This window comes from Mucilaginibacter gossypii, from assembly GCF_017569325.2.
Classification (GTDB): Bacteria; Bacteroidota; Bacteroidia; order Sphingobacteriales; family Sphingobacteriaceae; genus Mucilaginibacter; species Mucilaginibacter gossypii.
This window is the reverse complement of the sequence record NZ_CP071878.2, coordinates 5,305,931-5,329,651: the sequence shown is the minus strand read 5'-3', so window position 1 is coordinate 5,329,651 and position 23,721 is coordinate 5,305,931. Positions and strand designations below refer to the sequence as shown.

Here is a 23,721-nt window from a genome sequence, read left to right as displayed (position 1 = left end):
ACATAAAACTTTTCATTAAACCTAAACATCAATTTTCTATTTTCAAAGCATATTATTGAAGAAATCCCATAATACTACTTTTATTATTGGGCTTTAAGTGAATATGTTCTATTTTATATATTAAGGCCTTTCATTGACTTCATAGACAACGCTTAATTTTCGATTCCTATTAGGACTATAGAGAAGGTTGTAAATTTAAAAATAGGACAAGATTTTAGTGCTTATAGATTTGATGGGGGAAACAGTAGGGGAAATTTTCATCAAAACGTATGAAATTTATTGAGAATAACTAAGACGCTCAGTTATCTCATTAACCTTTGAAGCGGTATATATATTAGCTTTATACACTATAACTCAAGACCTTCATCAACCCTTTTAATTTCATTAAAATCTCATCAAAGGTTACTATTTCTATATTTTTTTGACTCGATCTTAATAACTCAAAACAATGTTTTTGTTCGGCACTTAAGATACTTTTCATTCCTATAATAAGAATGCATTTGGGGTCAAATGAAGCGTGTGACTTCCCGAACTCTTTTAAATATATATCTTTCTGATCCAAACACTGCCCAACACCTCCAGAAAAATCATCTGACATAGCGAAAACAGAAGGTTTTCTATAAACTTGTTTTTTAAGGAGTTCCTTTTTATGAGTTTTTATTTCTAACAGCGCGTAATTATCTTTAAATCCATTTTCAAACAAGAAGTCAATTATTCTCCCATTGTCGTTACCAATAGTTTTACCGCCAATATATGCTTCCCGCTCTCGTAATATAACCTCATATGGAAAAAGGTGTGACAATATCCATGTGTTTTTCTCAAAAAACTCTTGCCACTGCTTTTCATTGTCCTTCGTTGAGGACATGAGCTTTTCAAATTTTTCTATTATGTCTTCAATATAAACCTTATTGATCTGTTCCTTGGCATTTATAAAATTGGATGTTGTCTTAATTATACTTGGCGGTACGACCTCCAACACAGCGTAAAGGGAGTCTAAATCTTCGGGGGCTATCCTTTCGAATGAGTCAAATTTATGCAGAAATTTGTTTATATCTCCTCCGCGCAGATGCCTTGGAGGCAGGAATAAAGCGTCGTTTATCTTAGAAAGACCCTTGTTTATCAGATATGATCTTTCTCTTTCATAAAAGCTTCGCTGAGTATATATTTCGTTGAACATCAATCTCAAATCAGCCCAATTCAAAATTATATGATTTGATTTAAAACTATTTTCAATATTGATTCCGATGGTGAAATATCTTACGTCTTTATATTTGCTATATAAGGCGTTAAAGAAACTCTTAGACCTCGGTGTTCTCAGGCCATATTTTCCATTTAACTTAAAATCGTTGGGTATATCTTGTACGTTATCCCACCCAATAAATTCTAACCTTTGAATTCTCTTAGCGACGACAGAACCATCAGCAGTATTTATTCTAAATGGATAGAAAATTATCTTCTTTTCAGCTTTATGAATTTCTTTTGTTAAAAAGATTGGTAATCCGCTTTCATCACAATAAAAATACCTTTCTAAATCCGGCGTTTCAACTGTCTTGTTCTCTTGCTTTGGAGTATATTTTTCAACTTTCTCTGCCATATTCGCGGTTAATAATCAGAATTTTTAACCGATAAATATAACCACAAATCTAATATCTATTGAATGGATACTTATGAATAATAAATTTATGAGTTGATGATGAATGAGAAAGAATACAGCCGCTGATCCAAATTATTATAATTGAATTATAAGTTAGCAAACGCCTAATAGAGATCATTTGCAGTCAAGTCGCTTCAAATAAATTTCCCCTATTGTTTCCCCCTTGAAGCAAAAAAGCCAGTAATTATGCTCAATTACTGGCTTTATAGTGGTCCCGACGAGAATCGAACTCATATCTAGAGTTTAGGAAACTCCTATTCTATCCGTTGAACTACGGGACCGTTTAAAAATCAGCCTCAAAAAAGACCGATCTTTTATTTAGTTTGCAAAGGTGCAATTTTTCAATGAAAAATCACACCCTAAAATTCAAAATTTAAAAACTGCTCATTTGCGCATCTTAAATCTGCACATTTAACGGATTACTGCGCCATTGTGGAAATCTTCAGTAGGGGCAACAAAGCTCAGCTTGCCTTCGCTGTTTTCGGCCATCAGGATCATGCCTTGCGATACGATGCCTTTGATCTCTCTTGGCTCCAGATTTACCAGGATGCTTACTTTTTGACCGATGATGTTCTCCGGCTCATAATATTCGGCAATGCCTGATACTACGGTGCGTTCGTCGATGCCTGTGTCAATAGTCAGCTTCAGCAGCTTTTTGGTTTTGGCAACCTTTTCGGCTGCTAAAATGGTACCGGTGCGGATATCCATGGTTGCAAAGGTTTCGTAATTAACGTTTTCCTTTGCAGGTAGTACATCGGCTGATTTTGGCGGAGCTACGACCTTTTTATCTGCAAGTTTTTTAAGCTGGGCTTCTATTACATCATCCTCTACCTTTTCAAACAACAAGGCAGCCGGGTTTAACTGGTGACCGTTATTGAAATACATTTCCTGGTCATAAGCTATCGGCTCATTAGGCAGGTTAAGCATGGTGATGATCTTTTTAGCTGTAGCGGGTAAAAAGGCCTGCGCCACGGTAGCCAGGTGACCAATCAGCACCAAACAGTTGTGCAGTGCTTCTTTGGCAGCGGCAGGATCTGTTTTAATGGTTTTCCATGGTTCTTTTTCGGTCAGGTAACGATTACCTAAGCGGGCCATATCCATTACAGCCTGCAAGGCCTGGCGGTAGCGGTAGGCCTCAAGGTTTTTCTCTATCTCATCATAATATTCGCCGATGCCGGTGCTCAGGCTGTCGTCGGTAAATGCTATTTTGTCGGTATCAGCTTCAATTTTACCACCGTAAAACTTGTGCATCAATATCATTACCCGGTTCACGAAGTTACCTAATATGGCTACCAGCTCGTTATTTACCCGGGCCTGGTAATCTTTCCAGGTAAACTCGCTGTCGCTGGTTTCGGGTAGGATGGAGGTTAGTACATAGCGTAATTCATCCTGTTTGCCCGGAAACTCTTCCAGGTACTCATGCAGCCAAACCGCGTGGTTACGTGAAGTGGAAAGTTTATCACCCTCTAAATTCAAAAACTCGTTGGCCGGTACGTTTTGCGGCAAAATATATTCGCCGTGCGCATGCAGTATAGATGGGAAAATAATGCAGTGGAAAACAATATTATCCTTACCGATAAAATGCAATAAGCAAGCATCATCCTGCTCGTCGGCTTGTTTTTTCCAGTATAGTTTCCAGTCTTTTTTATTATCAATAGCCCATTGCTTAGTGGCCGAAATATAACCGATAGGCGCATCCATCCAAACGTAAAGCTTTTTGCCTTTGGCTTCGGCTAATGGAACGTCGATACCCCAGTCAAGGTCGCGGGTCATGGAACGTGGCTGCAGGCCCGATTTTAGCCATGATTTGCACTGGCCAAAAACATTCACTTTCCAGCTGCCTTCTTTCGCGTCAATCCATTGCTCCAGCCATGGCTGGTATTTATCCAAGGGCAGGTACCAGTGCTTGGTTGATTTAAGCACGGGCGTTTTGCCACTCAGGGTCGAGATCGGGTTGATGAGGTCGGTAGGGCTAAGGGAGGTACCGCAGCGCTCGCATTGATCACCGTAGGCATTTTCGTTACCGCAATTAGGGCAGGTACCGACGATATAACGGTCGGCCAGAAACTGCTGATAGTCTTCGTCAAAATACTGATCGGAAAATTTTTCAACAAACTCGTCCTTTTCATACAAGTTCAGGAAAAACTCCTGGCTTAGCTCATGATGAATAGGCGAAGAGGTACGGTGATAAATATCAAATGCTATCCCAAACTCTTCAAAACTGTCTTTTATCTGTTTGTGATATTTATCGATAATGGCCTGCGGGGTAGTATCCTCTTTTTTGGCTTTGATGGTAATAGCAGCGCCATGCTCATCCGAGCCGCATATATACACTACATCCTTCTTTTTCAGCCTCAAATACCGCACAAAAATGTCTGCCGGCAAGTAAGCGCCCGCCAGGTGGCCAATATGTAAGGGGCCGTTGGCATAAGGCAGGGCCGATGTAATGGTGAATCGTTTATATTTGTTGAGTTGTGACATTAAATATCGCCTTGGTAAATAGTGTGCAAAGATAATTGATTTAAGTGGGAAAAATGCCTGAACCATGATGCTTATGATTTAAGGATTTCCTGATTTTTTTCTCTTATTATCAAGGTAATCGTTCAATCTTTAAAATCATGGTTCAAACTCAACCCCCATACCTCAAAAAAGGCGACAAAATAGCCATCACTTGCCCTGCAAAAAAGCTACCCAATCCCATGACAGATGCTATCGCGCTTCTGCAGAGCTGGGGACTGGAAGTTGTTTTGGGAGATACTGTAGAAGCCTCATTTCACCAATTTGCCGGTGATGACGATTTTAGAGCAGCCGATATGCAGCGTTTTATTGATGACGACAGTATCAAAGCCGTCATTGCCGCACGCGGAGGCTACGGAACAGTCAGGATGATTGACAAGGTGGATTTTAGCCACTTTGCAAAAAATCCAAAATGGCTTATTGGCTTTAGTGATATAACCCTTTTGCATACTCACCTGTTCGCTAACTATGGTGCGCAAACCATACACGGACAAATGCCAGTTAATATCCCCGATGCATCTAAACATTCAATAGATACCTTAAGGCGGGCACTATTTGGCGAAGACTTAAGCTATGAGTTTATAACTCACGATTTCAACAAGCCAGGCGAAGCTACAGGTATTATTGTAGGCGGCAACTTGTCGCTGTTGGTGGCTTCTGCAGGTTCGGTATCCGATTTAGATTATGCGGGGAAAATTCTGTTTATTGAAGACGTTGGGGAATATCTTTATTCGGTAGATAGAATGCTGCGCATGTTGGACAGGGCGGGTAAACTAAAAAATCTTGCCGGCCTGGTAGTAGGTGGCTTTACTGATATTAAAGATAATGATATCCCTTTCGGTCAAACTGTTTCGCAAATAGTGATGGATATAGTTAAAGGATACGACTACCCGGTATGTTTCGATTTCCCGGCCGGGCATATCCCGGATAACAATAGTTTGGTGTTGGGGCGAGAGGTAGGATTACAGGTAGATGAGAAGCAGGCGCGGTTGTGGTTTAAATAGCCCATAACGTGATTTCAAAAAAGATGTCATTTCGACGAACAGAGGGTGGATGTATAAGATTTCTCTTTCGCCCCGCCGCTCAAGTCTGCCCTTGCTCTATCGAAATGACATTTTTTTTGTTTTTGGGATGCTCCCCCTTTAGGGCCCCGGGGGCAAACCAATTTGCTTATCAGTAGTTTATATAACATGGCTAAAAAACCGCTGCTTGAATTTACAGATAGAGGGATTTACTGCGCGCAGGGCAAATTTTATATCGATCCATGGAAGCCGGTTGATAATGCTGTAATAACCCACGCCCATGCCGATCATGCTTATTGGGGGCATAAACATTACCTTGCCCATCATCTTTCGCGCGAGGTTTTATTGTACCGTTTAGGCGAAATCAACCTGCAAACGGTTGAGTATGGTGAAATAGTACACAAGAATGGTGTTACTGTGTCTCTCTTCCCGGCAGGCCACGTGATCGGCTCAGCGCAGATCCGGGTTGAATACAAAGGCGAGGTTTGGGTAGTATCCGGCGATTACAAGGTAGAAGATGATGGGATCTCTACTCCGTTTGAGCCGGTTAAATGCCATCACTTTATTTCAGAGTGTACTTTTGGGATGCCGGTTTACCAATGGAAACCGCAGGTACAAACCTTTAACGAGATTAATAGCTGGTGGCGTAATAACCTTGATAACGGACTGGCCACGGTATTGGTGGGTTATTCTTTAGGAAAAGCACAACGAATATTGCAAAACCTCGATCTGTTTAATGGCAAGGTTTATACTCATGGTGTTATCGAAAATACCAATGAAGCCCTGCGCCGCAATGGTGTATTACTAAATCCAACTGAAAGGATAACGCAGGAAAGCTCAAAAGAAGAAGTTAGGAAAGGCATCATCATAGCGCCGCCCTCATCAGTAGGTACGCCCTGGATGCGTAAGTTTCAGCCGTATAGTTTTGGTTATTGTTCGGGTTGGATGGCTATTCGCGGGGCTAAACGCCGTCGCGCTGCCGACAGGGGTTTTGTGCTTTCTGACCATGCCGATTGGGATGGTCTCATTAGCGCTATTGACGCTACGAATTGCGAGTGCGTTTACCTTACCCATGGATACACAGCCACGTTTTCGAGATATTTAAGTGAGATTGGTTTTAATGCCCGGGAGGTGCATACATTGTATGGAGGCGAAGAAGACCCCTCCAACCTCCCCGAAGGGGAGGCTCCAAGCGCCGGAGAACCAGAAAAGGAAGTCCTCTCCTTTGGAGAGGATTTAGGTGAGGTTGGAGGGGCCGATTCATGAAAGCCTTCGCCCAACTCTTTCTTTCGCTTGACGAAACCAATAAAACCAACGAAAAGGTTAAAGTATTAAAAGACTATTTTAATACAGTGCCCGATACCGATAAAATGCACATGCTTGCTTTGTTTACAGGTCGCCGGCCAAAGCGGCAGATCAATTCAACGCTGGTACGAAACTGGGCCATCGAGGCATCACACATTCCTGCCTGGCTTTTTGAGGAAAGCTATCATGTAGTTGGAGATTTGGCGGAAACTATGGCATTACTTATGCCACAAAGTGACGCAAGCAGCAGCAAAACGCTTACCGAATGGATAGCCGAGATCAATGCCCTTAACGATAAAACTGAAGAGCAAAAAAAAGAATGGCTGATGGATTCATGGGCCATACTGGATAGCCAGGAACGCTTTGTGTTTAATAAACTGCTTACCGGCAGTTTCAGGGTTGGGGTATCGCAAAATCTGGTAATCAAGGCGCTGGCGGATATTTCCGGACTCGAACCCGCAGTACTTACCCATCGCATTATGGGGAGCTGGCTGCCCGAAACTTATCAGTTTTCGCAATTGATGGCGGAGCAGGATGCCGAAGCTAATATCTCCCGGCCTTATCCTTTCTTCCTGGCCTATCCTATCCAGGAAACGTCCGAAAAACAAAAAACTCCTGCTGAAGTAGGGATCGCCCTCGGTGATGCATCCGATTGGCAGGCTGAGTGGAAGTGGGATGGGATCCGTGCGCAAATGATAAAGCGCGGCGGCGAGATTTTTATCTGGAGCCGTGGCGAAGATCTGGCTACTGAAAAGTTTCCTGAGCTGCATCTCTTTTTAAATGCCCTGCCCGATGGTACGGTGATTGACGGCGAGATCCTCAGTTTCCAAAATGGCTTGCCTATGCCGTTTAACGTGCTGCAAACGCGTATCGGCAGAAAAAACCTCAGCAAAAAAATTCTGGAAGAAAGCCCGGTAGCCGTTATTGCTTATGATTGTCTGGAACATAAAGGCGAAGATATCCGCTATAAATCCCAAACTGAAAGACGGGAAATTTTGGAACAGTTACAAACAGAGACACGATATTCCGAAGTGTTCCGTATTTCATCGTTGATTCAGTTTGAAAGCTGGGAGCAGCTTGGAAGTATCAGGGAACAGTCGCGTGCTATGATAGCCGAGGGGATCATGCTGAAACGCAAAAGCGCGGCCTACCAGGTAGGACGCCGCAGGGGCGATTGGTGGAAATGGAAGATCGATCCGCTATCGGTGGATGCTGTGATGATCTATGCCCAAAAAGGTCATGGCCGCCGGGCCGACCTGTATACAGATTATACTTTTGCCGTTTGGGATGGCGACAAGCTGGTGCCTTTTGCCAAGGCTTATTCGGGGCTTACCGATGCGGAGATCAATAAGGTCGACTATTTTGTAAAACGCAATACCATCGAAAAATTTGGTCCCGTACGTACCGTAAAGCCCGAGTTGGTGTTTGAGATAGGTTTTGAGGGCATCAATAAATCCACCCGTCATAAATCGGGCATAGCATTGCGTTTTCCGCGGATCCTGAGGTGGCGGCATGATAAACCCAAAGAAGAGGCTGATACACTGGAAAGCTTAAAGGCATTACTGGGCGAATAAACACTATAATTTAATACCTTTGCGGCTTCAATATTAAAAAAACCTAACTATCAATAAACCAATATGATTGTAATCAGCAGTTTTCAGGAGTTTGAACAGCAGGTTGGCAACGACCTTGGCGTATCATCATGGCACACCATTACGCAGGAGCAGATCAACAAATTTGCCGATGCAACCCTCGATCACCAATGGATCCATACCGACCCGGAAAGGGCAAAAACTGAAAGTCCGTTTAAGTCAACCATTGCACATGGCTACCTTACACTTTCGCTTATCCCTCACCTATGGAAAGAGATCGTAAAGATCGAAAACCTGAAAATGGAAATTAATTACGGTATCGAAAACCTTCGTTTTGCACAACCGGTGCTGGTTGATAATGAGGTACGGTTAAAAGTAAAGCTAACCAGCTTGCTTAACCTTCGTGGCACAACGAAATCCACCATGGCCATCGAACTTGAAATAAAAGACCAACGCAAACCGGCTTTTACAGGCGAAGTTGTGTTTTTATATCATTTTATTGGGTAAACCCACACTTAATAATCGCCTGTCATTGCTGTAAGGTACGAAGCAATGATGGGCGATTTAGATTTACAGAGTTACCTGTACAAGCTTTTGCTCTCAATAAATTTCAGTACCGGATCTGGTACAAAAAACTGCACGTTCTTTTTTTCGGCTATTGATTTGCGGATAAACGTTGCCGAAAGCTCCATAAGCGGCGTCATGGTGATGGTAACCGAAGGGTGATCGGCCAGTTCGGCGTTTTCATAGCCGGGGCGCGGGTACACGTAAATGCGGTAATCGCGTAGGATAAGCTTATAGTTTTTCCACTTATGCAGGGAACCAAGGTTATCCGAACCCATGATGAGGGCAAACTCATGCTCGGGGTATTTTTCCTTTAAATGAGCAAGGGTATCAATGGTATACGATGGCTGGGGCAACTTTAGTTCAACATCGCTCACACTAATATTGGTTGCATTATCAGTAGCCAGGCGGGCCATCTCCAATCTGTCATAAGTGTTGATCAGATCGCCATACTTTTTTAACGGATTCTGGGGCGATACAACCAGCCACACCTTATCAAGCGTGGTATGGTTTGCCATATAATTGGCAATAATCAAATGCCCTATATGTATAGGATTAAATGAACCAAACAGTAAGCCTATCTTCATGTTGTGCCCCTAACCCCTAAAGGGGAAATTAAAAGTTTTGTAGATTAAATGCTCCCGGTGTACAAAATGAGTTTTTTGCACTCCCCCTTTAGGGGGCCGGGGGGCTAATAAAGTTACTCACCAATTCCTCCGCTTCTGCGCAAGCCGTTTCAAGATCGTAATTTTTGAGTATAATATCAAATTGCGGAGCGTATTTAAGCTCTTTTTCTGCTTTTGCAAAGCGTTCTTTCAGTTTTTCTTCGCTATCGGTGCCACGGCCGGTCAACCTTTCAATTAAAACCTCAAGCGATGGCGGTTGTACAAATATGGCCAAAGCCTGGGGACCATATTTGCGTTTAAGGTGCAAGCCACCCTCAACGTCAATATCAAATATTACCGTTTTGCCTTTTGCCCAAATGCGCTCAATTTCGGTACGGAGCGTGCCATAAAATGTACCGGTATAAACCTCTTCAAATTCAACAAACTGTTTTTTGGCAATGCGGTGCAAAAACTCTTCTTTGCTTATAAAGTAGTAATCTTTTTCATGCACCTCATCGCCGCGGCGCTCACGCGTGGTGGCCGAAATGGAAAATTCAAGATCAGGAATTTTTCCCAGCAAATGATGTACTATGGTGGTTTTACCAGCACCTGAGGGAGCCGAAAATATGATGAGTTTACCTTCTTTGGTCATCGTTCATTAGTTCATTAGTTCAGTTGTTCATTGGTGCCATAGTTCATAGCTTTAAAATACCAATGAACTAATGAACCAGTGAACTGATGAACTATAATACGTTTAACAGTTGTTCTTTAATTTTTTCAAGCTCTTCTTTCATGCCTACTACCAGTTTCTGGATGTTGGCATCATTGGCTTTTGATCCTAATGTATTGATCTCGCGGCCAATCTCCTGCGAAATGAAGCCCAGCTTTTTGCCGTTTGCATCAGCGTTTTTTAATGTTTCGATAAAGTATTCGCAATGCGCTTTCAGCCTTACCTTTTCTTCGGTAATATCAAGCTTATCAATATAATAGATCAGTTCCTGTTCAAACCGGTTTTGATCTATAGCTTCGCGGCTTGCGGCTTCGGCTAAGAATGTATTAAGACGCTCCCTAATCAAAGGAACACGTTTTGGATCTTCCAGTTCAACAAGCTCCAGGTTTTTTAATATGGTATTGATACGACCTTTGATTTCCTGTTCAATAACATTACCTTCCTGAGCCCTGAAGTCCTGGAAAGCGGCCATCGCCTGTTGGAAAGTTTTCTCAACGGCTTTCCACTCATCTTCGGATATGGTATCTTCTTCGTATTTCACAACCTCCGGTAAGCCCAATGCCAGCTGAAGCAGGTTGCCGGTTGGCTCGCTGAGCTCTTCACTTACCGCTTTAAGCTGATTGTAGTAATGTTTAAGCAGATCTTTATCAATGCCTGCCGCTTTTACTGATTGACTTACCTGCTCGGTGTTAATAGATAAGTTAACTTTACCGCGTTCAATAAGTTTGCTGCAGTCATTACGCAGTTGAAACTCTTTTTCGGCAAAAATCTTCGGCAAACGAAGTGATAATTCTAAAAATTTGCTGTTCAGGGATTTAACCTCTACGGTATATTTTGTACTGCCCGAATCAAAACTGGCAATTCCATACCCTGTCATGGATTTTATCATGCGGCAAAGATAGCAAATTTAGAGATTAGTGGTTGGTGGTTAGAGATTAGTGTTTTTCACCCGGAGAAACGACGGTTTACGGTAATCATTTATGATTAATGTTATGTTTTTTTGCTTTTACATGGCAAAACTAACCTCCAATCTCTAACCTCTAACCACCAGGGCGAAGCCCTTTAACACTTTTTCACATTTCAAATAAAATACACTTCCTATATTTACGTTCAATTATCACTGATGCGCAACTATTTATACCTGCTTGTAACAGGCGTTCTATGCCTTATAACCGTTCATGTTTCGGCCCAGGAGTTTACGGTAAAAGGGGTTATCTCAAAAAAGGTAACTAATGAGCGTGTAGGACAGGTTTTTGTTAAAGATCTGAATACCAAAACATTGATACTTAGTGATGATGTTGGCTGGTTTAGCATAAAGACCCGTGTTGGCGATACCCTGCTTTTTTCCCGCGATGACTATACCCCTCAAAAAGTAGTGGTACTGAACAATAGCGACATGCCCGTTTACATGCAGCCCATTATAAAACTTGACGAGGTAAAAGTTGTTGGCCAAACCAAGAGGCAGGAGATAAACCAGGTGTTAAACGATTATAAGAAACAGGGAACTTATTATAATGGCAAGCCGCCCGCGTTATCTTTTTTAAGTAATCCAGTAACCGGCCTTTACGAGCTTTTAGGAACAACTCCCAATCGCGCACGTCGCTTTGCTCAAAACGCCCAAAGTGAATTGGAGCAGGCCGAAATTCACAAACATTACAACATCCCATTTGTGAAGCAATATACCGGACTGGCTACTGATAGCCTTGCCCGTAAATTCATGAATTATTATACGCCTACTTACAAAGATATTAAAGCCTGGACTGATTATGACCTGATAAAGCACACCATACGGGCATATGAATATTACAAAAACAGCAGTGATAAAGAAAAGCTCGAAAAGCTAAACAGTCCAACATTCATCGTGCCCGATTCAACTGTAAAACTGGGAGAGGGGCCGGTGCAGCTTAAAAAAGAAAAGCAGCCACCGCTTTAATTGTTAAAAAACTTTGAATCAGATGCCCAAGGCTTCGCATGCTTTTTCGGCGGCAAGTTTTTCGGCGTTCTTTTTACTGAATTCTTTGCCCGAGCCCATTACTTCACCATCTATATTGGCCTGTACAGTGAAAAGCTTGGTGCTTTCGCCGTCCTGGTTGGTTACCAGTTCAAAAATAATATCGCGGCCATGTCGCTGGCACCATTCAATAAGCTTGCTTTTGAAGTTCGTTTCCGTTTGCTCAAGCGTATGAATATCGATATGAGGTTTTATGATGTGGTTGATGAGGAAGTTTTTGGTAAAGTCATAGCCTTTATCCAAATAAACCGCGCCAATCAAGGCTTCAAAGGCATCGCCCAGTAATGATCCCTGCCTGCTCGAGTTAAGCATACGGTTGTCATACTCTATCAATTTATCAAAGCCAAGTTTTTTTCCGAGTGCGTTAAGGTTTACACGGCTTACTATTTTTGAGCGTAATTCGGTCAAAAAGCCCTCATCTTCATAAGGGTATAATTTAAAAAGTACTTCAGCAACAACACTGCCCAGTACGGCATCGCCCAAAAACTCCAGGCGTTCGTTACTGTTTTTTACCCCCTTCTTGATGTTTTGGGCTACCGATTTATGACGGAAAGCCATGCGGTATAAAGACAAATTGCCCGGCACAAAACCGAGCAAATTCTTTAAAATTTTAACATACTTTCTGTTGGGTGATATATAAAGCTTGTAGAACCGACTTATAGGCATCAAACCACAATTAATCTTCGTACTTTTTAAATATTACAGAAGCGTTGTGTCCGCCAAAACCAAATCCATTGCTTTGCACTATATTAATATCGCGTTTTTGAGCGGTATTGAAAGTGAAATTGATCTTAGGATCAAAAGCCGGATCATCAGTAAAGTGATTAATGGTTGGAGGGATGATACCATGTTTTAATGCCAGTATCGATGCAATAGCTTCAACCGCGCCGGCAGCACCAAGTAAATGGCCAGTCATTGATTTGGTTGAACTAATATTGATACGGTAAATATCATCGCCAAACACATCCTGTATTGCTTTAATTTCCTGCGGATCACCGATTGGGGTTGATGTGCCGTGAACGTTCACATAATCAATATCGGCAGGGCTAAGGTTAGCATCTTCGAGGGCTGCGCGCATTACAAACGCGGCGCCTAAGCCATCGGGATGAGGTGCTGTCATGTGATAGGCATCGGCGCTCATGCCGCCACCAACCATTTCGGCGTATATTTTAGCGCCGCGGGCTTTAGCATGTTCTAACTCCTCTAAAATAATAGTACCTGCTCCTTCACCAGCCACAAAACCATCCCTGTCCAGATCAAACGGACGTGATGCCGTTGCCGGATCATCGTTACGGGTTGATAATGCATGCATGGCGTTAAAACCACCTATGCCGGCTTCGTTGATAATGGCTTCAGAACCACCGCTGATGAACATGTTAGCTTTACCCAAACGGATATAGTTAAATGAGTCTATCAGGGAATTGTTTGATGAAGCACATGCTGAAACAGTAGTGAAGTTGGGGCCGCGCAAACCATATTTAATAGATATATGGCCGGGCGCTATATCAGCAATCATTTTAGGGATGAAGAACGGGTTAAAACGCGGAGAGCCATCACCTTTGGCAAAGGCTGTCACCTCGTCGAGGAAAGTTTTTAACCCCCCAATACCCGAGCCCCAGATAACGCCAATACGGCTGGTATCCAGTTTTGAAAAATCTAATCCTGCGTCTTTTACGGCTTCTTCGGTTGAAAATAAGGCGTATTGTACAAAGGGATCCAATTTGCGGGCGTCTTTACGGCCCAAAAAACCATCCGCGTCAAAGTCTTTTACTTCGCACGCGAACTTAGTTTTGAATTTTTCGGTATCAAAACTTTTGATCAAGGCAGCGCCACTTACTCCATTGATCAGTCCGTTCCAATAATCTGAAACAGTGTTACCAATAGGAGTAAGTGCTCCAAGCCCGGTTACTACAACTCTTTTAAACTCCATTTAATCCAGTTAAGGAGTTTTATTTAACGTTTTTTTCAAGGTAAGCAACTGCCTGGCCAACAGTACCAATAGTTTCAGCCTGATCGTCAGGAATAGCCACGTTAAATTCTTTTTCAAACTCCATGATTAATTCCACGGTGTCTAACGAGTCGGCACCAAGATCGTTGGTGAAACTCGCTTCTGGCGTAACTTCACTTTCGTCAACACCCAGTTTTTCTACGATAATAGCTTTTACTCTTGAAGCGATATCAGACATAGTCTTTATAGTTTAATGATTAATAAAAATTCAGTGCAAAGAAAAATAAATTCTGTCAATAAACAAATCTAAAACTTTTACAATATAAATCTCTAAACAAAATTTTATTGAAACGGTTTGTATTAGTAATTTTGACGGCGTAAAAGTAATGATTTTGAACAGGAAATTTTTAAAGTTTGAGATCGATTTTGATTTTGTGCTCATTGCAGTAACAAGCTCACTTAAAGATTACCGGGTTTGTTTTCTTATAAACAAGTACTTAAATTTTAATTTCGTAAAAACCGATGACCTGGAAGTAGATATTTACCCCGGGAGCGAACCTGTTTTGTTTTCATTATACCGTTACAGTTGGGAGACCACCGAAACAGACTTCTTCTTTATAGGCAATAAAGGCTCAGATGGCTACCTGGTGCCTGAAATAAAAAGTGCCGACTATTTTTTAATGATCCGCAACTATATAGATGATAATGAGCTTGATACGATCATTTCATCGCTTAATAAAATACCAGAGATAGTTGCAGCTGTAAAGATTGACCCAAAAAAAATAAAATCACGGGAAAATCTTTTATTTTAGCGCCGAATTTAAAAAGATGTTGGTTTTACAATCATTAAATACCCTCCAGTTTTAACCCGAATAATATGGAACTATACTATAATCGTACAAAAATTGTTGCCACCATGGGGCCGGCATCAGCTAAAAAGGATGTTTTATTAGCGATGATCAAGGCAGGTGTTAACGTTTGCCGTCTTAATTTTTCGCACGGTAAGCCTGAAGATCATAAGGTAGTGATCGATCTTATCCGTGAAATTAACGAGCAATACAAAACCAACGTAGGTATCCTGGCCGATTTACAGGGCCCAAAGATCCGCATCGGACTGGTAAAGGACGGCGGTATTCATTTAGTTAACGGAACGCACATTAAAATTACCACTCACGAGTGTATTGGTAACGATGAGCAGATCTATATTACTTATGATACCTTCCCACAGGACGTACAGGCAAACGAAATTATTTTGCTTGATGACGGCAAACTGCAGTTAAGGGTTATTGAAACCAACAAAATTGATACAGTTATATGTGAGGTTGTTCACGGCGGTATCTTAACGTCACGCAAGGGGGTTAACCTGCCTAACACCAAAGTGTCTATCCCAAGCTTAACCGAAGAAGATTTGATCAACCTTGAATTTGCCCTTAAACAGGATGTTGAATGGATCGGTCTTTCTTTTGTTCGTACAGGCGAGGATATCATTGACTTGAAACGTATTATAGCACGCAACGGTTCGGCGGCTAAGGTAATTGCCAAAGTTGAAAAGCCGGAAGCTATTGAAAATATTGATGCCATTATTGCTGCTACAGATGGTGTAATGGTTGCCCGTGGTGACCTTGGTGTTGAAATGCCGCTTGAAGAAGTACCGTTACTACAAAAAATGATTGCCCGTAAATGTCGCGCTGCTTCAAAACCGGTTATCGTAGCTACCCAGATGCTGGAATCAATGATCACCACACCACGCCCAACCCGTGCCGAAGTGAATGACGTTGCTAACTCTGTACTTGATGGTGCCGATGCGGTTATGTTAAGCGGCGAAACATCAGTTGGTGAGTTCCCGGTTATTGTTATTGAAACTATGGCCAAAATTGTACGCAATGTTGAAGAATTAGGCTATCCGTTTAACGCTCCTAAACAAGCGCCTGCTAAAGATCCGTCATCTCCGGATTTCCTGATCAATGCGCTTTGCGAATCTGCCGTACATATTGCTGAGCAAAGTAATGCGGTAGGTATCGTTTCCATGACTACTTCAGGTTATACTGCATTTGAAATATCAAGCCACAGGCCTAAAGCCAGTACATATATCTTTACATCAAACAAGCAGCTATTGAATGCACTTAGTCTCGTTTGGGGTGTGAGGGCGTATTATTATGATCAGCTGGAAAGCACAGATCAAACCATTGCTGATGTTAATGACACTCTTAAAGCCGAAGGCCTGATTAAAACGGGCGACGTAGTTGTTAACACTGCTTCTACCCCTATAATTAAACAGGGTAAAACCAATACGCTTAAATTAAGCGTTGTGGAATAAGGTTATTTAAAATCTTACTTTTAATGAAGAAGGCTCGCCGGGATAACTGGCGGGCTTTTTTGTTGGCGGTATATGCAGGCATCAATGGAATAGTGTATTCCGCCTTGTAGGATATAAGATGAGGTCCCTTCATAAAAAACAATGCCGGCTACCCGAAAGTAAACCGGCAAAGCACAATTAAAATCAGGCATAATTCAGGTTTAAGTTGAAAGGCTGATTTCTCTTGCTATCCTAAAAAATAAAAGGTAGATGCTTAAATAAATTTATCCGCGTTTATAAAACCTGTTTGAGCACCTGCTGCAGCGATAGCGTTTTACTGCAAGCCGGGGAAGCAACAGTTTAACAATAGCACCTCTTTTTATCCGGTCACAAAATTTGTTTTTGCATCTCGGGCATATTGCATCAGGCGCTTTGCCGATAGTTGGTATTGTATCGGTTTGGCTGTTAAGGGTGCGGAGGTTATCCTCATTAAAAGTCACGGTCATTATATTAGGGGGTGATTGTATCTCACAAAGCTGCCTAAAAGCGATATAATAAAACTGCCATTTAGCTTTATAAAACCGCCATTTGCTTAAAAAGGCCTCCTGTCAGTTAAAGATTTCTGAAAATTAAAAAGACAATGATAACCGGCCGGATTGTTTAAAGTAGCTCGTTAACGTCGCGGCCATAATATTCCTTAAACAATTTGCCAAAGTATGCAGGTGTATCAAACCCCGCGGCATATGATACTTCGGCAATGGTGCGGTACTTCCCGCTTTCGATAGCTTCGCGTGCTATTTGTAATTTAATGGCGCGGATGTATTTATTAGGCGTAAGTCCGGTAATTGATTTTATGCGGCGAAACAATTGCCGCTCACTGATCGCCAGTTCATAGCCCAGTGCGGCAAGGGTAAGATCGGTTTTGCCGGTATGTTTTCGTACCTGGGCTTCTAATTCCGCAAGCCAGGATAAATCGGCAGGCGAAAGTTTCAAGCCCGGATTTTCTGCCGGTTGTTCAATCTGCAGATCGTTGGTTCCTGTAATCAGCTCATCATCATCAGGAATGGTAGCCCCGGAGCGGGCGGCTGCGTTATTAATAAGATTGACAGCGCGTGCAAGCAATTCACTGCTTAAAAATGGTTTGGTGAGATAATCATCAACACCAATATGAAGCGCTTTAAGCTTATGCCGTGTATTGGCCAGTGCGGTGAGCATTATCACCGGGATGTTGCAGTAAGCCGGGCTTTGCTTCAGGGTTTCAAGCAGGGTAAAGCCATCCATTTCGGGCATCATCACATCTGATATGATCAGGCTGGGCATTACCGGCATATCCTGCAGTTTTTGCAGTGCTGCGCGGCCATTGCCGGCAGTGATGAGTCGATATTGTGGCCGTAAAATATCTGCAATATAAGCAGCCATTTCATGATGGTCTTCAACCAGCATAATAAGTTCCCCATTAGTGTCTTTCCCCACGGTTTTACTATGCGAAACAATTACGGCTTCTGTTCCGGCCACTTCAGTTGCCGGCTTTTCAGTTGCCTTAAACGGGATAACTATCTTAAAAAACACACCCTTTCCCCAATTATTATCAACTGTAATATGCCCGCCCATCAGTTCTGTTAGTTCACGCGCTATAGCAAGGCCTATGCCTGTGCCGCTTTCTAAGGGCGCGTTATTACCCCTGCCCTGGTAATAACGGTCAAAAATATTGGGCAAATCATCCGGATGAATCCCCACACCGGTATTGGCTACTCCAAACTCAATCATTTCCAGCTTTATATCAGCAGTAATGGTTATAGTACCTGCATAAGGCGTAAACTTAATGGCATTACTGATGAGGTTATTAGCTATTTTTTCAAACTTTTCCTGATCGAGCAAAACAAAAAGCGCCGGATCAATGAAGTTGAGCAGTCTGTAATCGATTTGTTTATATTCAGCGGCCGATACAAAACCCTGGTATAGTATCTTCACAAATGATAATAATGCAACGGGCTTGGGTTGTAATGCTAATTTCCCTGCTTCCAACTTGCCAAGATCAAGCAATTCGTTGGTCATATTCAGTAGCTTTTTGCTATTGCGTAATATCGAATGCAGCATGTTACGCTGTTCATCTTCATAATTAGTAAAAGCCAGGAGCTGAACCGCCGGCCCCATGATGAGCGTTAATGGAGTGCGTAATTCATGACTTACGTTTGTAAAAAAGCGTGTTTTCATAGCATCCATTTTTTCCAGCTGACTATGTTCTTCGGCCAGTAAGGCCGTCTCTCTTTTCTTTTTAAGAATAAACCAACGATAACTGATAATGGAGGACATTACTATAAACAGCGCAAGCACAATTAAAAAATTCCGTTGTACCTCAACCAGCTTAGTCTCACCGGCGGCTATTAATAACCGTTTATCGGCCTGGTATTTTTTATCCAGTTCGGAAGCATCCCTTGCTTTATCGAGCTGGTTGATGCTGTCATTAAGCCGCCGGTACAGATAACTATACTTAAAAGCGTTTTTATAATCACCAATACCTTCATATGCATCGGTTAAATGATTATAGATGTTTTTTTGGACGGTGATGTTACTTTGTGATTCGGGTTGGATACTAACCGCCATTTCCCCGTATCGCGCGGCCTTTTTAAACTCCTTATGATCAACATACATGGTCATAAGTTCGTTAAGGTTATGCTTTTCGAGAGTTTTGAACTCGCCTTTGCGGGATAATTCCAGTGATTTCATCAGGATCTCCTCAGCCTTTTTATCCTTGTTGGTCATGAGGTAAAGCCGGCCCAGATTACCCTGGTAACGGGCTATGCTAAAATCTGAAAGAAAATGAGCATACTTTTTATCAAGTACCTGTTCCATTAGCCGGGTAGCTTTTACCAGGTTACCAGGCGACGATATACTCCGTTCGGAAAGGATGTTGGATAGGTTACTCAGCGCAAAAATATAAGAAGCTGTATCTTTTATGCTCAATGCATCTTTTGAAGCTTGCTCAGCATAAGGCAGGGCTTGTTTAGGGTTACCTATAGATCGATAAATATCGGCAATACAAGCCCGACAGTCTATACTCAAACTTTTCCATCCCTGATTATCGCACTCTTTCAGTATTTTAAAGGCAACGTTTAAGGCTTCAACCGTTTTGGCCTCGCGGCTGAGCATGTAGGCTACCATTATTGGTGCTTTTTCATAAGTAAGTGAATCGGCCGTGGTTGTCAATTTGGTAGCTTCCTGGCCAAACGTTAAAGCATCATGTTCATTACCTATGCCATAAGCCTGGTAAGCCCGGGCCAGCAATACCCGCGCTTCAAATGGTTTATTGTTGTTTTTCCTGGCCGAATCGATCAGCTTTTTTGCAAGCACAGCTGCCGAATCCGGACTTTTCATGCTGCGGAGCATTTTTAATACAGGTTCTTTAGCGGGCCGGGATTGACTTTGAGCCAGTGCAGCAAAGCTGCATAAAATGATAACACAAAAAGGGATGATCCTTCGGAAAAGATGAATAGGGTAAATTGTAATAGGGGTCATGATATTGAAGCCCAAATTACAATTTTATCGGCGCCCGGAATTACCTTAATTTGAAATAAATCTCCTTATAACAATTTTTATCCAAGGTTTTTTCAGCTTACCCGTTTTAAATCAATAGTTAAAACTGCCAGTTTTGCTGTTAATATTACACCATTAAAGCTATGCCAGCTTAAGCTATAATTGATTACTTTAGCAGCTGATATCGTTATAAAATTGACCATGAAACACTACGGGCTAATTGGTTTTCCGCTCTCTCATTCATTTTCAAAAAAGTTTTTTACCGAAAAGTTCAAAAACGAAGGGATTACAGATGCACGCTATGATCTTTACCCTATTGAGCATATCAAGGACCTGCAGGACCTGCTTGATGAGCATCCGGATATTTGCGGTCTTAATGTAACCATTCCTCATAAAATAAACGTGCTGCCTTTTTTAGATTGGATAGAGCATGACGCCCGTACAGCCGGCGCTGTAAACTGTATCAGGGTGACTGCCGAAAGCCCGATTGAAGCCGCATTTTCGGGCGAGATAGGGGTTAAAGACCATGATTTCAGACTGGAAGGTTATAATACCGATATTTATGGGTTTGAGGAATCATTAAAGCCTTTAATTGGCGATGGCAACGATGACGCCCTGGTTTTGGGCGATGGGGGTGCCGCAAAAGCAGTAAAATGTGTACTGGAAAATTTAGGTATCACATATAAAGTTGTTACCCGCAAGCCAACACACCATGCGGATAATATTTTGTTTAAAGATCTCCAGCCGCACCATATCTTACAGCACAAACTTATCATCAATACAACTCCTTTGGGTACCCATCCTAATATTGATGAATGCCCGCCTATACCTTATGATTTTATTGGCGAAAATCATATTTTGTACGACCTGATCTATAATCCCGAAGAAACCCTGTTTTTAAAACACGGCCGCGAGCGCGGCGCGGTAACTAAAAATGGCTATGAAATGCTGGTTTTGCAGGCCGAAAAATCATGGGAAATCTGGAACTCAAAGGAGAAACATCCATGAAGTATGTAAGTTTACTGGCAGCGGCGCTATTGTTTTTGGCTGCATGCGGCGGCAATCATGATTACGCGCCCAAGCCCCGCGGCTACTATCGCATTCCGTTCCCAAAAAAAGAATACCAGGATTACGCTGCTGGTTGCCCGTATGCTTTTACATATCCCAAGTACACCTTTATAGAACCGGATAAAAAGCGAGGTGCCAAACCTTGCTGGATAAACATGCAGTTCCCGCGGTTTAATGCCACACTGCATTTAAGCTATCAGCCCATCACCTCAAAAAAAGAGTTTAACCAACTGGTGGAGGATGCCCGCACCTTCGCCTTTAAGCATACCGTAAAAGCCACATCCATTGACGAGGGCATCATCCATTATGCCGATAAAAAAGTTTATGGCATTTATTATACCATAGACGGCAATGCCGCTTCATCGGCGCAGTTTTTCCTTACAGATAGTGTGCATAATTATATACGGGGAGCGCTATATTTTAACACCGAACCCCGGCTCGACTCCATACAACCTGTGCTTAGTTTTATAAAGCAGGACATGGCGGTGATGATTAAAAGTTTTAAGTGGAAGTAGAAGCCAAAACCGGAGACAAGACAGCGAGATATTAGAAGCAAGATTTTTAGAACCGGGATGCAGGATATTTTAACCATGCAAAATTGCTATATAGGTATTGAAATAGGCGGAACCAAACTGCAAGTAGTTTTGGCCGATGATAGTTTTATTATCAACAGGACATTTCGTTTTGTGGTAGACAGAGTGTTGGGTGCCGCAGGGATCAGGGAGCATATTGCCCAAACCATCACCAATATTTCAAAAGAGTATATCATTAAAGGCATAAGCATCGGTTTTGGCGGACCGGTTGACAGGGAGGCGGGCTGCATTGCTAAGTCGCACCAGTTAAGCGGATGGGACGGATTTAATATTTCGGGCTGGTTGCAGCAGCAGGTTAATGTACCGGTTATTTTGGAGAATGATGCTAATGCAGCTGCCCTTGGCGAGGCATTAAAAGGGGCCGGGCGTAACTATGAACATGTATTTTATGTAACTCTTGGCAGTGGTGTAGGTGCCGGAATGGTCATTAACGGCCAAATTTATCACGGGACAAAACCCGGAGAAGCTGAGATAGGGCACATCCGCCTTAACCGCGAAGGCCTTACGCTTGAAGATAGCTGCTCGGGCTGGGCGGTTGACAAAAAGATCCGTACAGTAATCGCTCAAAAGCCTGATGGTAAACTGGCCCAACTTTGTGCGGATGTAAATGGAGGCGAGGCCAAAATGTTACTAACTGCTTTGGAACAGGGAGATGCAGATGCGCTGAAAATATTGAATGATACCGCTGCCGACCTGGGCTTCGGCTTATCACACGCCGTACATCTTTTTCACCCTGATATCATAGTGTTGGGCGGCGGGTTATCTTTATTGGGTGAGCCTTTGCGGATTCGCGTACAAGAGGTTATCCGGGCTAATACTATGGCACTGTTTTTACCCGGCCCCGAGGTTGTAATAGCCAAATTAGGCGAACTGGCAGTACCCGTTGGGGCAATTGAAAACTTAAGGAAACATATAGGTTAAATTAATTACCCTTCAAGGTTAGTTTCTCGCAATTTTAGAAAATCATTCCACCTGAAAAAGCCTGCCTCTATATGAGCGATCCCGATCAGGATGAAAAATATGGCTTAGCTATCCCATAAAACTTATTTGTTCTGTTTCCACCAAATTTACAAACACGCAGATGGATCTGTTGTTAATAGTACAGCGGCGTAATAACTGCCAATAATTTATAAACAATGAAACTCATCAAATTCAATAAAATAGGTAATGATATCCGTTTACATACCGAAAGCCTTGCCCATATGGGGTTTAGGAAAATATTTGAAGGTATCGATCAGCTTAAAATAAAAAACGGCGTTGATAAACTCGGCCTCGAAGGTTTTATTAACCAGTGCGCTTGTCTTGCAGCAGGTTCGGGGGCTATGGCCGGCAGCGGGGGGATGTTTACCCTCGTAGCGGGGATCCCATTTGATTTCATCAATTTGATCACCCAGCAGTTTAGGGCTATTATGGGCATTATGTATTATTACCGGGGCACATATGATAATGGGTTCGACGATTTTATGTCGTTAGTGGCAACATCAGTAAAGGTGGAAGCCGGCGTGGCTATCACCAAATCCATGATGGAAGGCATTGCCGAAAGGATGCTCATGATATTAGGCACCCGCACTGCCGAACGCCTGGTTCCGGTTGTAGGCGCGGTTATTGGCGGTACAGCAAATTACCTGTTTATTAAACGCATGGCCGAGCAGGTGAAACGGATGCAAAAGGATTTTGTGGTTATTGAAGTAGGATAGGGCAACTAAGCGCAGAGCAGGCATATAGGCCTTTAACTTTAGCTTTCAAGTAATTACAGATTTGAACTACGGTTTGACGATATATCTGAGTTGAATAAGTCCGCTTGAAAATTGTTCGGCACCAAGCAATACCAGGTTAATACGTTCTTTTATATTTGTAAAAAGTGGTTTTCCACTACCTAAAATTACCGGGTGTACTGATAGTAATAATTCGGAGATTAGATTTTTTTTGATAAACGCTTCAACAAGTTCTGCCCCGCCAAACAACCAGATATCGCGTCCTTCCTGGCTCCTGATTTCTTCGATCCTGCTTTTAAAATCAGCAGACCTCAGTATTTCAACATTATCAGCTTGCGGATCATGAAGTGTATCCGAAAATACATACATTTTCATGGCAGCAAACATTTTTGGATCGGTACGCATAATCAGTTCATAACTTTTGCGCCCGATGAACATGGCATCACAGGCTTTAAAAAAGTCGGTAAGGCCATAATCCTGGTCGTCAAAGCACCAGTCGTACTCACCATTCGGGCCCTCAATATAGCTATCGAGACTAACAGCGACGTTTAAGATTATTTTACGCAT

Annotated in this window: 21 protein-coding genes and 1 tRNA gene; 11 read left to right on the top strand and 11 right to left on the bottom strand. The window is 42.4% G+C overall.

Annotation, left to right across the window (positions count from 1 at the left end; all coding sequences use genetic code 11):
- Window positions 1–340: 340 nt before the first annotated feature.
- The 3 genes from J3L18_RS22415 to metG all read right to left on the bottom strand — a co-directional run bounded on the left by J3L18_RS22415 (window position 341) and on the right by metG (window position 4,135).
- On the bottom strand, window positions 341–1,594 hold the full coding sequence (locus J3L18_RS22415) for a Shedu immune nuclease family protein (protein ID WP_129567837.1): 1,254 nt from the start codon (window positions 1,592–1,594) through the stop codon (window positions 341–343).
- A 269-nt stretch (window positions 1,595–1,863) separates the two neighbouring features.
- A tRNA-Arg gene (locus J3L18_RS22410) sits at window positions 1,864–1,935 on the bottom strand.
- A 130-nt stretch (window positions 1,936–2,065) separates the two neighbouring features.
- Window positions 2,066–4,135: a methionine--tRNA ligase gene (gene metG, locus J3L18_RS22405; RefSeq protein WP_129567836.1), complete on the bottom strand. Its 2,070-nt coding sequence runs from the start codon at window positions 4,133–4,135 to the stop codon at window positions 2,066–2,068.
- Between the two features lie 137 nt (window positions 4,136–4,272).
- Here metG and J3L18_RS22400 point away from each other — a divergent pair, with 137 nt between their 5' ends.
- The 4 genes from J3L18_RS22400 to J3L18_RS22385 all read left to right on the top strand — a co-directional run bounded on the left by J3L18_RS22400 (window position 4,273) and on the right by J3L18_RS22385 (window position 8,597).
- Window positions 4,273–5,175, top strand: a complete 903-nt coding sequence (locus tag J3L18_RS22400) for a S66 peptidase family protein (protein ID WP_129567835.1) — start codon at window positions 4,273–4,275, stop codon at window positions 5,173–5,175.
- A gap of 186 nt (window positions 5,176–5,361) precedes the next feature.
- Window positions 5,362–6,459, top strand: a complete 1,098-nt coding sequence (locus J3L18_RS22395; protein WP_129567834.1) for a ligase-associated DNA damage response exonuclease — start codon at window positions 5,362–5,364, stop codon at window positions 6,457–6,459.
- Window positions 6,456–8,072, top strand: a complete 1,617-nt coding sequence (locus J3L18_RS22390; RefSeq protein ID WP_129567833.1) for an ATP-dependent DNA ligase — start codon at window positions 6,456–6,458, stop codon at window positions 8,070–8,072. Before J3L18_RS22395 ends, J3L18_RS22390 begins: the two co-directional genes overlap by 4 nt.
- Before the next feature lie 63 nt (window positions 8,073–8,135).
- A complete protein-coding gene (locus tag J3L18_RS22385; protein ID WP_090534746.1) occupies window positions 8,136–8,597 on the top strand; it encodes a MaoC family dehydratase in 462 nt (153 codons plus the stop codon).
- Between the two features lie 71 nt (window positions 8,598–8,668).
- Here J3L18_RS22385 and nadD read toward each other — a convergent pair whose 3' ends face one another.
- The 3 genes from nadD to J3L18_RS22370 all read right to left on the bottom strand — a co-directional run bounded on the left by nadD (window position 8,669) and on the right by J3L18_RS22370 (window position 10,878).
- Entirely contained in the window at window positions 8,669–9,241 is a 573-nt protein-coding gene (gene nadD, locus J3L18_RS22380) for a nicotinate (nicotinamide) nucleotide adenylyltransferase (RefSeq protein WP_091173065.1), read from the bottom strand.
- Between the two features lie 88 nt (window positions 9,242–9,329).
- Window positions 9,330–9,911, bottom strand: a complete 582-nt coding sequence (gmk, locus tag J3L18_RS22375) for a guanylate kinase (protein WP_090534749.1) — start codon at window positions 9,909–9,911, stop codon at window positions 9,330–9,332.
- Window positions 9,912–10,002: 91 nt separating this feature from the next.
- Window positions 10,003–10,878: a YicC/YloC family endoribonuclease gene (locus J3L18_RS22370; protein ID WP_223266075.1), complete on the bottom strand. Its 876-nt coding sequence runs from the start codon at window positions 10,876–10,878 to the stop codon at window positions 10,003–10,005.
- 234 nt (window positions 10,879–11,112) lie between these two features.
- On the opposite strand from J3L18_RS22370, the gene J3L18_RS22365 reads away from it, so the two are divergent.
- Window positions 11,113–11,922, top strand: coding sequence for a hypothetical protein (locus J3L18_RS22365; RefSeq protein WP_129567832.1), 810 nt, complete (start codon window positions 11,113–11,115; stop codon window positions 11,920–11,922).
- Between the two features lie 18 nt (window positions 11,923–11,940).
- On the opposite strand, the gene rnc is transcribed toward J3L18_RS22365, so the two are convergent.
- Genes rnc through J3L18_RS22350 form a run of 3 tightly spaced genes read right to left on the bottom strand, consistent with a single transcriptional unit; the run spans window position 11,941 to window position 14,186 of the window.
- Window positions 11,941–12,666 (bottom strand): ribonuclease III, encoded by a 726-nt coding sequence (gene rnc, locus J3L18_RS22360; protein WP_090534754.1) that lies wholly within the window; start codon window positions 12,664–12,666, stop codon window positions 11,941–11,943.
- A 10-nt stretch (window positions 12,667–12,676) separates the two neighbouring features.
- Window positions 12,677–13,930, bottom strand: a complete 1,254-nt coding sequence (gene fabF, locus J3L18_RS22355; RefSeq protein WP_129567831.1) for a beta-ketoacyl-ACP synthase II — start codon at window positions 13,928–13,930, stop codon at window positions 12,677–12,679.
- A gap of 19 nt (window positions 13,931–13,949) precedes the next feature.
- On the bottom strand, window positions 13,950–14,186 hold the full coding sequence (locus J3L18_RS22350; protein WP_031266521.1) for an acyl carrier protein: 237 nt from the start codon (window positions 14,184–14,186) through the stop codon (window positions 13,950–13,952).
- Window positions 14,187–14,340: 154 nt separating this feature from the next.
- On the opposite strand from J3L18_RS22350, the gene J3L18_RS22345 reads away from it, so the two are divergent.
- Window positions 14,341–14,760 carry an IPExxxVDY family protein gene (locus tag J3L18_RS22345; RefSeq protein WP_090534796.1) on the top strand — a complete coding sequence of 140 codons (420 nt, stop codon included), beginning with the start codon at window positions 14,341–14,343 and terminating at the stop codon, window positions 14,758–14,760.
- Between the two features lie 65 nt (window positions 14,761–14,825).
- Window positions 14,826–16,265, top strand: coding sequence for a pyruvate kinase (pyk, locus tag J3L18_RS22340; protein ID WP_129567830.1), 1,440 nt, complete (start codon window positions 14,826–14,828; stop codon window positions 16,263–16,265).
- 639 nt (window positions 16,266–16,904) lie between these two features.
- On the opposite strand, the gene J3L18_RS22335 is transcribed toward pyk, so the two are convergent.
- Window positions 16,905–19,760 (bottom strand): hybrid sensor histidine kinase/response regulator transcription factor, encoded by a 2,856-nt coding sequence (locus tag J3L18_RS22335; RefSeq protein WP_129567829.1) that lies wholly within the window; start codon window positions 19,758–19,760, stop codon window positions 16,905–16,907.
- A gap of 219 nt (window positions 19,761–19,979) precedes the next feature.
- On the opposite strand from J3L18_RS22335, the gene J3L18_RS22330 reads away from it, so the two are divergent.
- The 4 genes from J3L18_RS22330 (at window position 19,980) to J3L18_RS22315 (ending at window position 23,136) form a co-directional block, all read left to right on the top strand.
- On the top strand, window positions 19,980–20,786 hold the full coding sequence (locus J3L18_RS22330; protein WP_091173039.1) for a shikimate dehydrogenase family protein: 807 nt from the start codon (window positions 19,980–19,982) through the stop codon (window positions 20,784–20,786).
- Entirely contained in the window at window positions 20,783–21,361 is a 579-nt protein-coding gene (gene gldD / locus J3L18_RS22325) for a gliding motility lipoprotein GldD (protein ID WP_129567903.1), read from the top strand. The genes J3L18_RS22330 and gldD overlap by 4 nt, the downstream gene beginning before the upstream one ends.
- Before the next feature lie 75 nt (window positions 21,362–21,436).
- A complete protein-coding gene (locus tag J3L18_RS22320) occupies window positions 21,437–22,360 on the top strand; it encodes an ROK family protein (protein WP_129567828.1) in 924 nt (307 codons plus the stop codon).
- A 215-nt stretch (window positions 22,361–22,575) separates the two neighbouring features.
- Window positions 22,576–23,136, top strand: a complete 561-nt coding sequence (locus J3L18_RS22315; RefSeq protein WP_129567827.1) for a hypothetical protein — start codon at window positions 22,576–22,578, stop codon at window positions 23,134–23,136.
- A gap of 66 nt (window positions 23,137–23,202) precedes the next feature.
- On the opposite strand, the gene J3L18_RS22310 is transcribed toward J3L18_RS22315, so the two are convergent.
- Window positions 23,203–23,721 (bottom strand): dihydrofolate reductase family protein, encoded by a 519-nt coding sequence (locus J3L18_RS22310; protein ID WP_129567826.1) that lies wholly within the window; start codon window positions 23,719–23,721, stop codon window positions 23,203–23,205.

Excerpts from the sequence above, each read along its gene's own strand:
- J3L18_RS22415 (WP_129567837.1), bottom strand. The coding sequence starts at position 1,594 with ATGGCAGAGAAAGTTGAAAAATATACTCCAAAGCAAGAGAACAAGACA.
- metG (WP_129567836.1), bottom strand. The coding sequence starts at position 4,135 with ATGTCACAACTCAACAAATATAAACGATTCACCATTACATCGGCCCTG.
- J3L18_RS22400 (WP_129567835.1), top strand. The coding sequence starts at position 4,273 with ATGGTTCAAACTCAACCCCCATACCTCAAAAAAGGCGACAAAATAGCC.
- J3L18_RS22395 (WP_129567834.1), top strand. The coding sequence starts at position 5,362 with ATGGCTAAAAAACCGCTGCTTGAATTTACAGATAGAGGGATTTACTGC.
- J3L18_RS22390 (WP_129567833.1), top strand. The coding sequence starts at position 6,456 with ATGAAAGCCTTCGCCCAACTCTTTCTTTCGCTTGACGAAACCAATAAA.
- J3L18_RS22385 (WP_090534746.1), top strand. The coding sequence starts at position 8,136 with ATGATTGTAATCAGCAGTTTTCAGGAGTTTGAACAGCAGGTTGGCAAC.
- nadD (WP_091173065.1), bottom strand. The coding sequence starts at position 9,241 with ATGAAGATAGGCTTACTGTTTGGTTCATTTAATCCTATACATATAGGG.
- gmk (WP_090534749.1), bottom strand. The coding sequence starts at position 9,911 with ATGACCAAAGAAGGTAAACTCATCATATTTTCGGCTCCCTCAGGTGCT.
- J3L18_RS22370 (WP_223266075.1), bottom strand. The coding sequence starts at position 10,878 with ATGATAAAATCCATGACAGGGTATGGAATTGCCAGTTTTGATTCGGGC.
- J3L18_RS22365 (WP_129567832.1), top strand. The coding sequence starts at position 11,113 with ATGCGCAACTATTTATACCTGCTTGTAACAGGCGTTCTATGCCTTATA.
- rnc (WP_090534754.1), bottom strand. The coding sequence starts at position 12,666 with ATGCCTATAAGTCGGTTCTACAAGCTTTATATATCACCCAACAGAAAG.
- fabF (WP_129567831.1), bottom strand. The coding sequence starts at position 13,930 with ATGGAGTTTAAAAGAGTTGTAGTAACCGGGCTTGGAGCACTTACTCCT.
- J3L18_RS22350 (WP_031266521.1), bottom strand. The coding sequence starts at position 14,186 with ATGTCTGATATCGCTTCAAGAGTAAAAGCTATTATCGTAGAAAAACTG.
- pyk (WP_129567830.1), top strand. The coding sequence starts at position 14,826 with ATGGAACTATACTATAATCGTACAAAAATTGTTGCCACCATGGGGCCG.
- J3L18_RS22335 (WP_129567829.1), bottom strand. The coding sequence starts at position 19,760 with ATGACCCCTATTACAATTTACCCTATTCATCTTTTCCGAAGGATCATC.
- J3L18_RS22330 (WP_091173039.1), top strand. The coding sequence starts at position 19,980 with ATGAAACACTACGGGCTAATTGGTTTTCCGCTCTCTCATTCATTTTCA.
- gldD (WP_129567903.1), top strand. The coding sequence starts at position 20,783 with ATGAAGTATGTAAGTTTACTGGCAGCGGCGCTATTGTTTTTGGCTGCA.
- J3L18_RS22320 (WP_129567828.1), top strand. The coding sequence starts at position 21,437 with ATGCAAAATTGCTATATAGGTATTGAAATAGGCGGAACCAAACTGCAA.
- J3L18_RS22315 (WP_129567827.1), top strand. The coding sequence starts at position 22,576 with ATGAAACTCATCAAATTCAATAAAATAGGTAATGATATCCGTTTACAT.
- J3L18_RS22310 (WP_129567826.1), bottom strand. The coding sequence starts at position 23,721 with ATGCGTAAAATAATCTTAAACGTCGCTGTTAGTCTCGATAGCTATATT.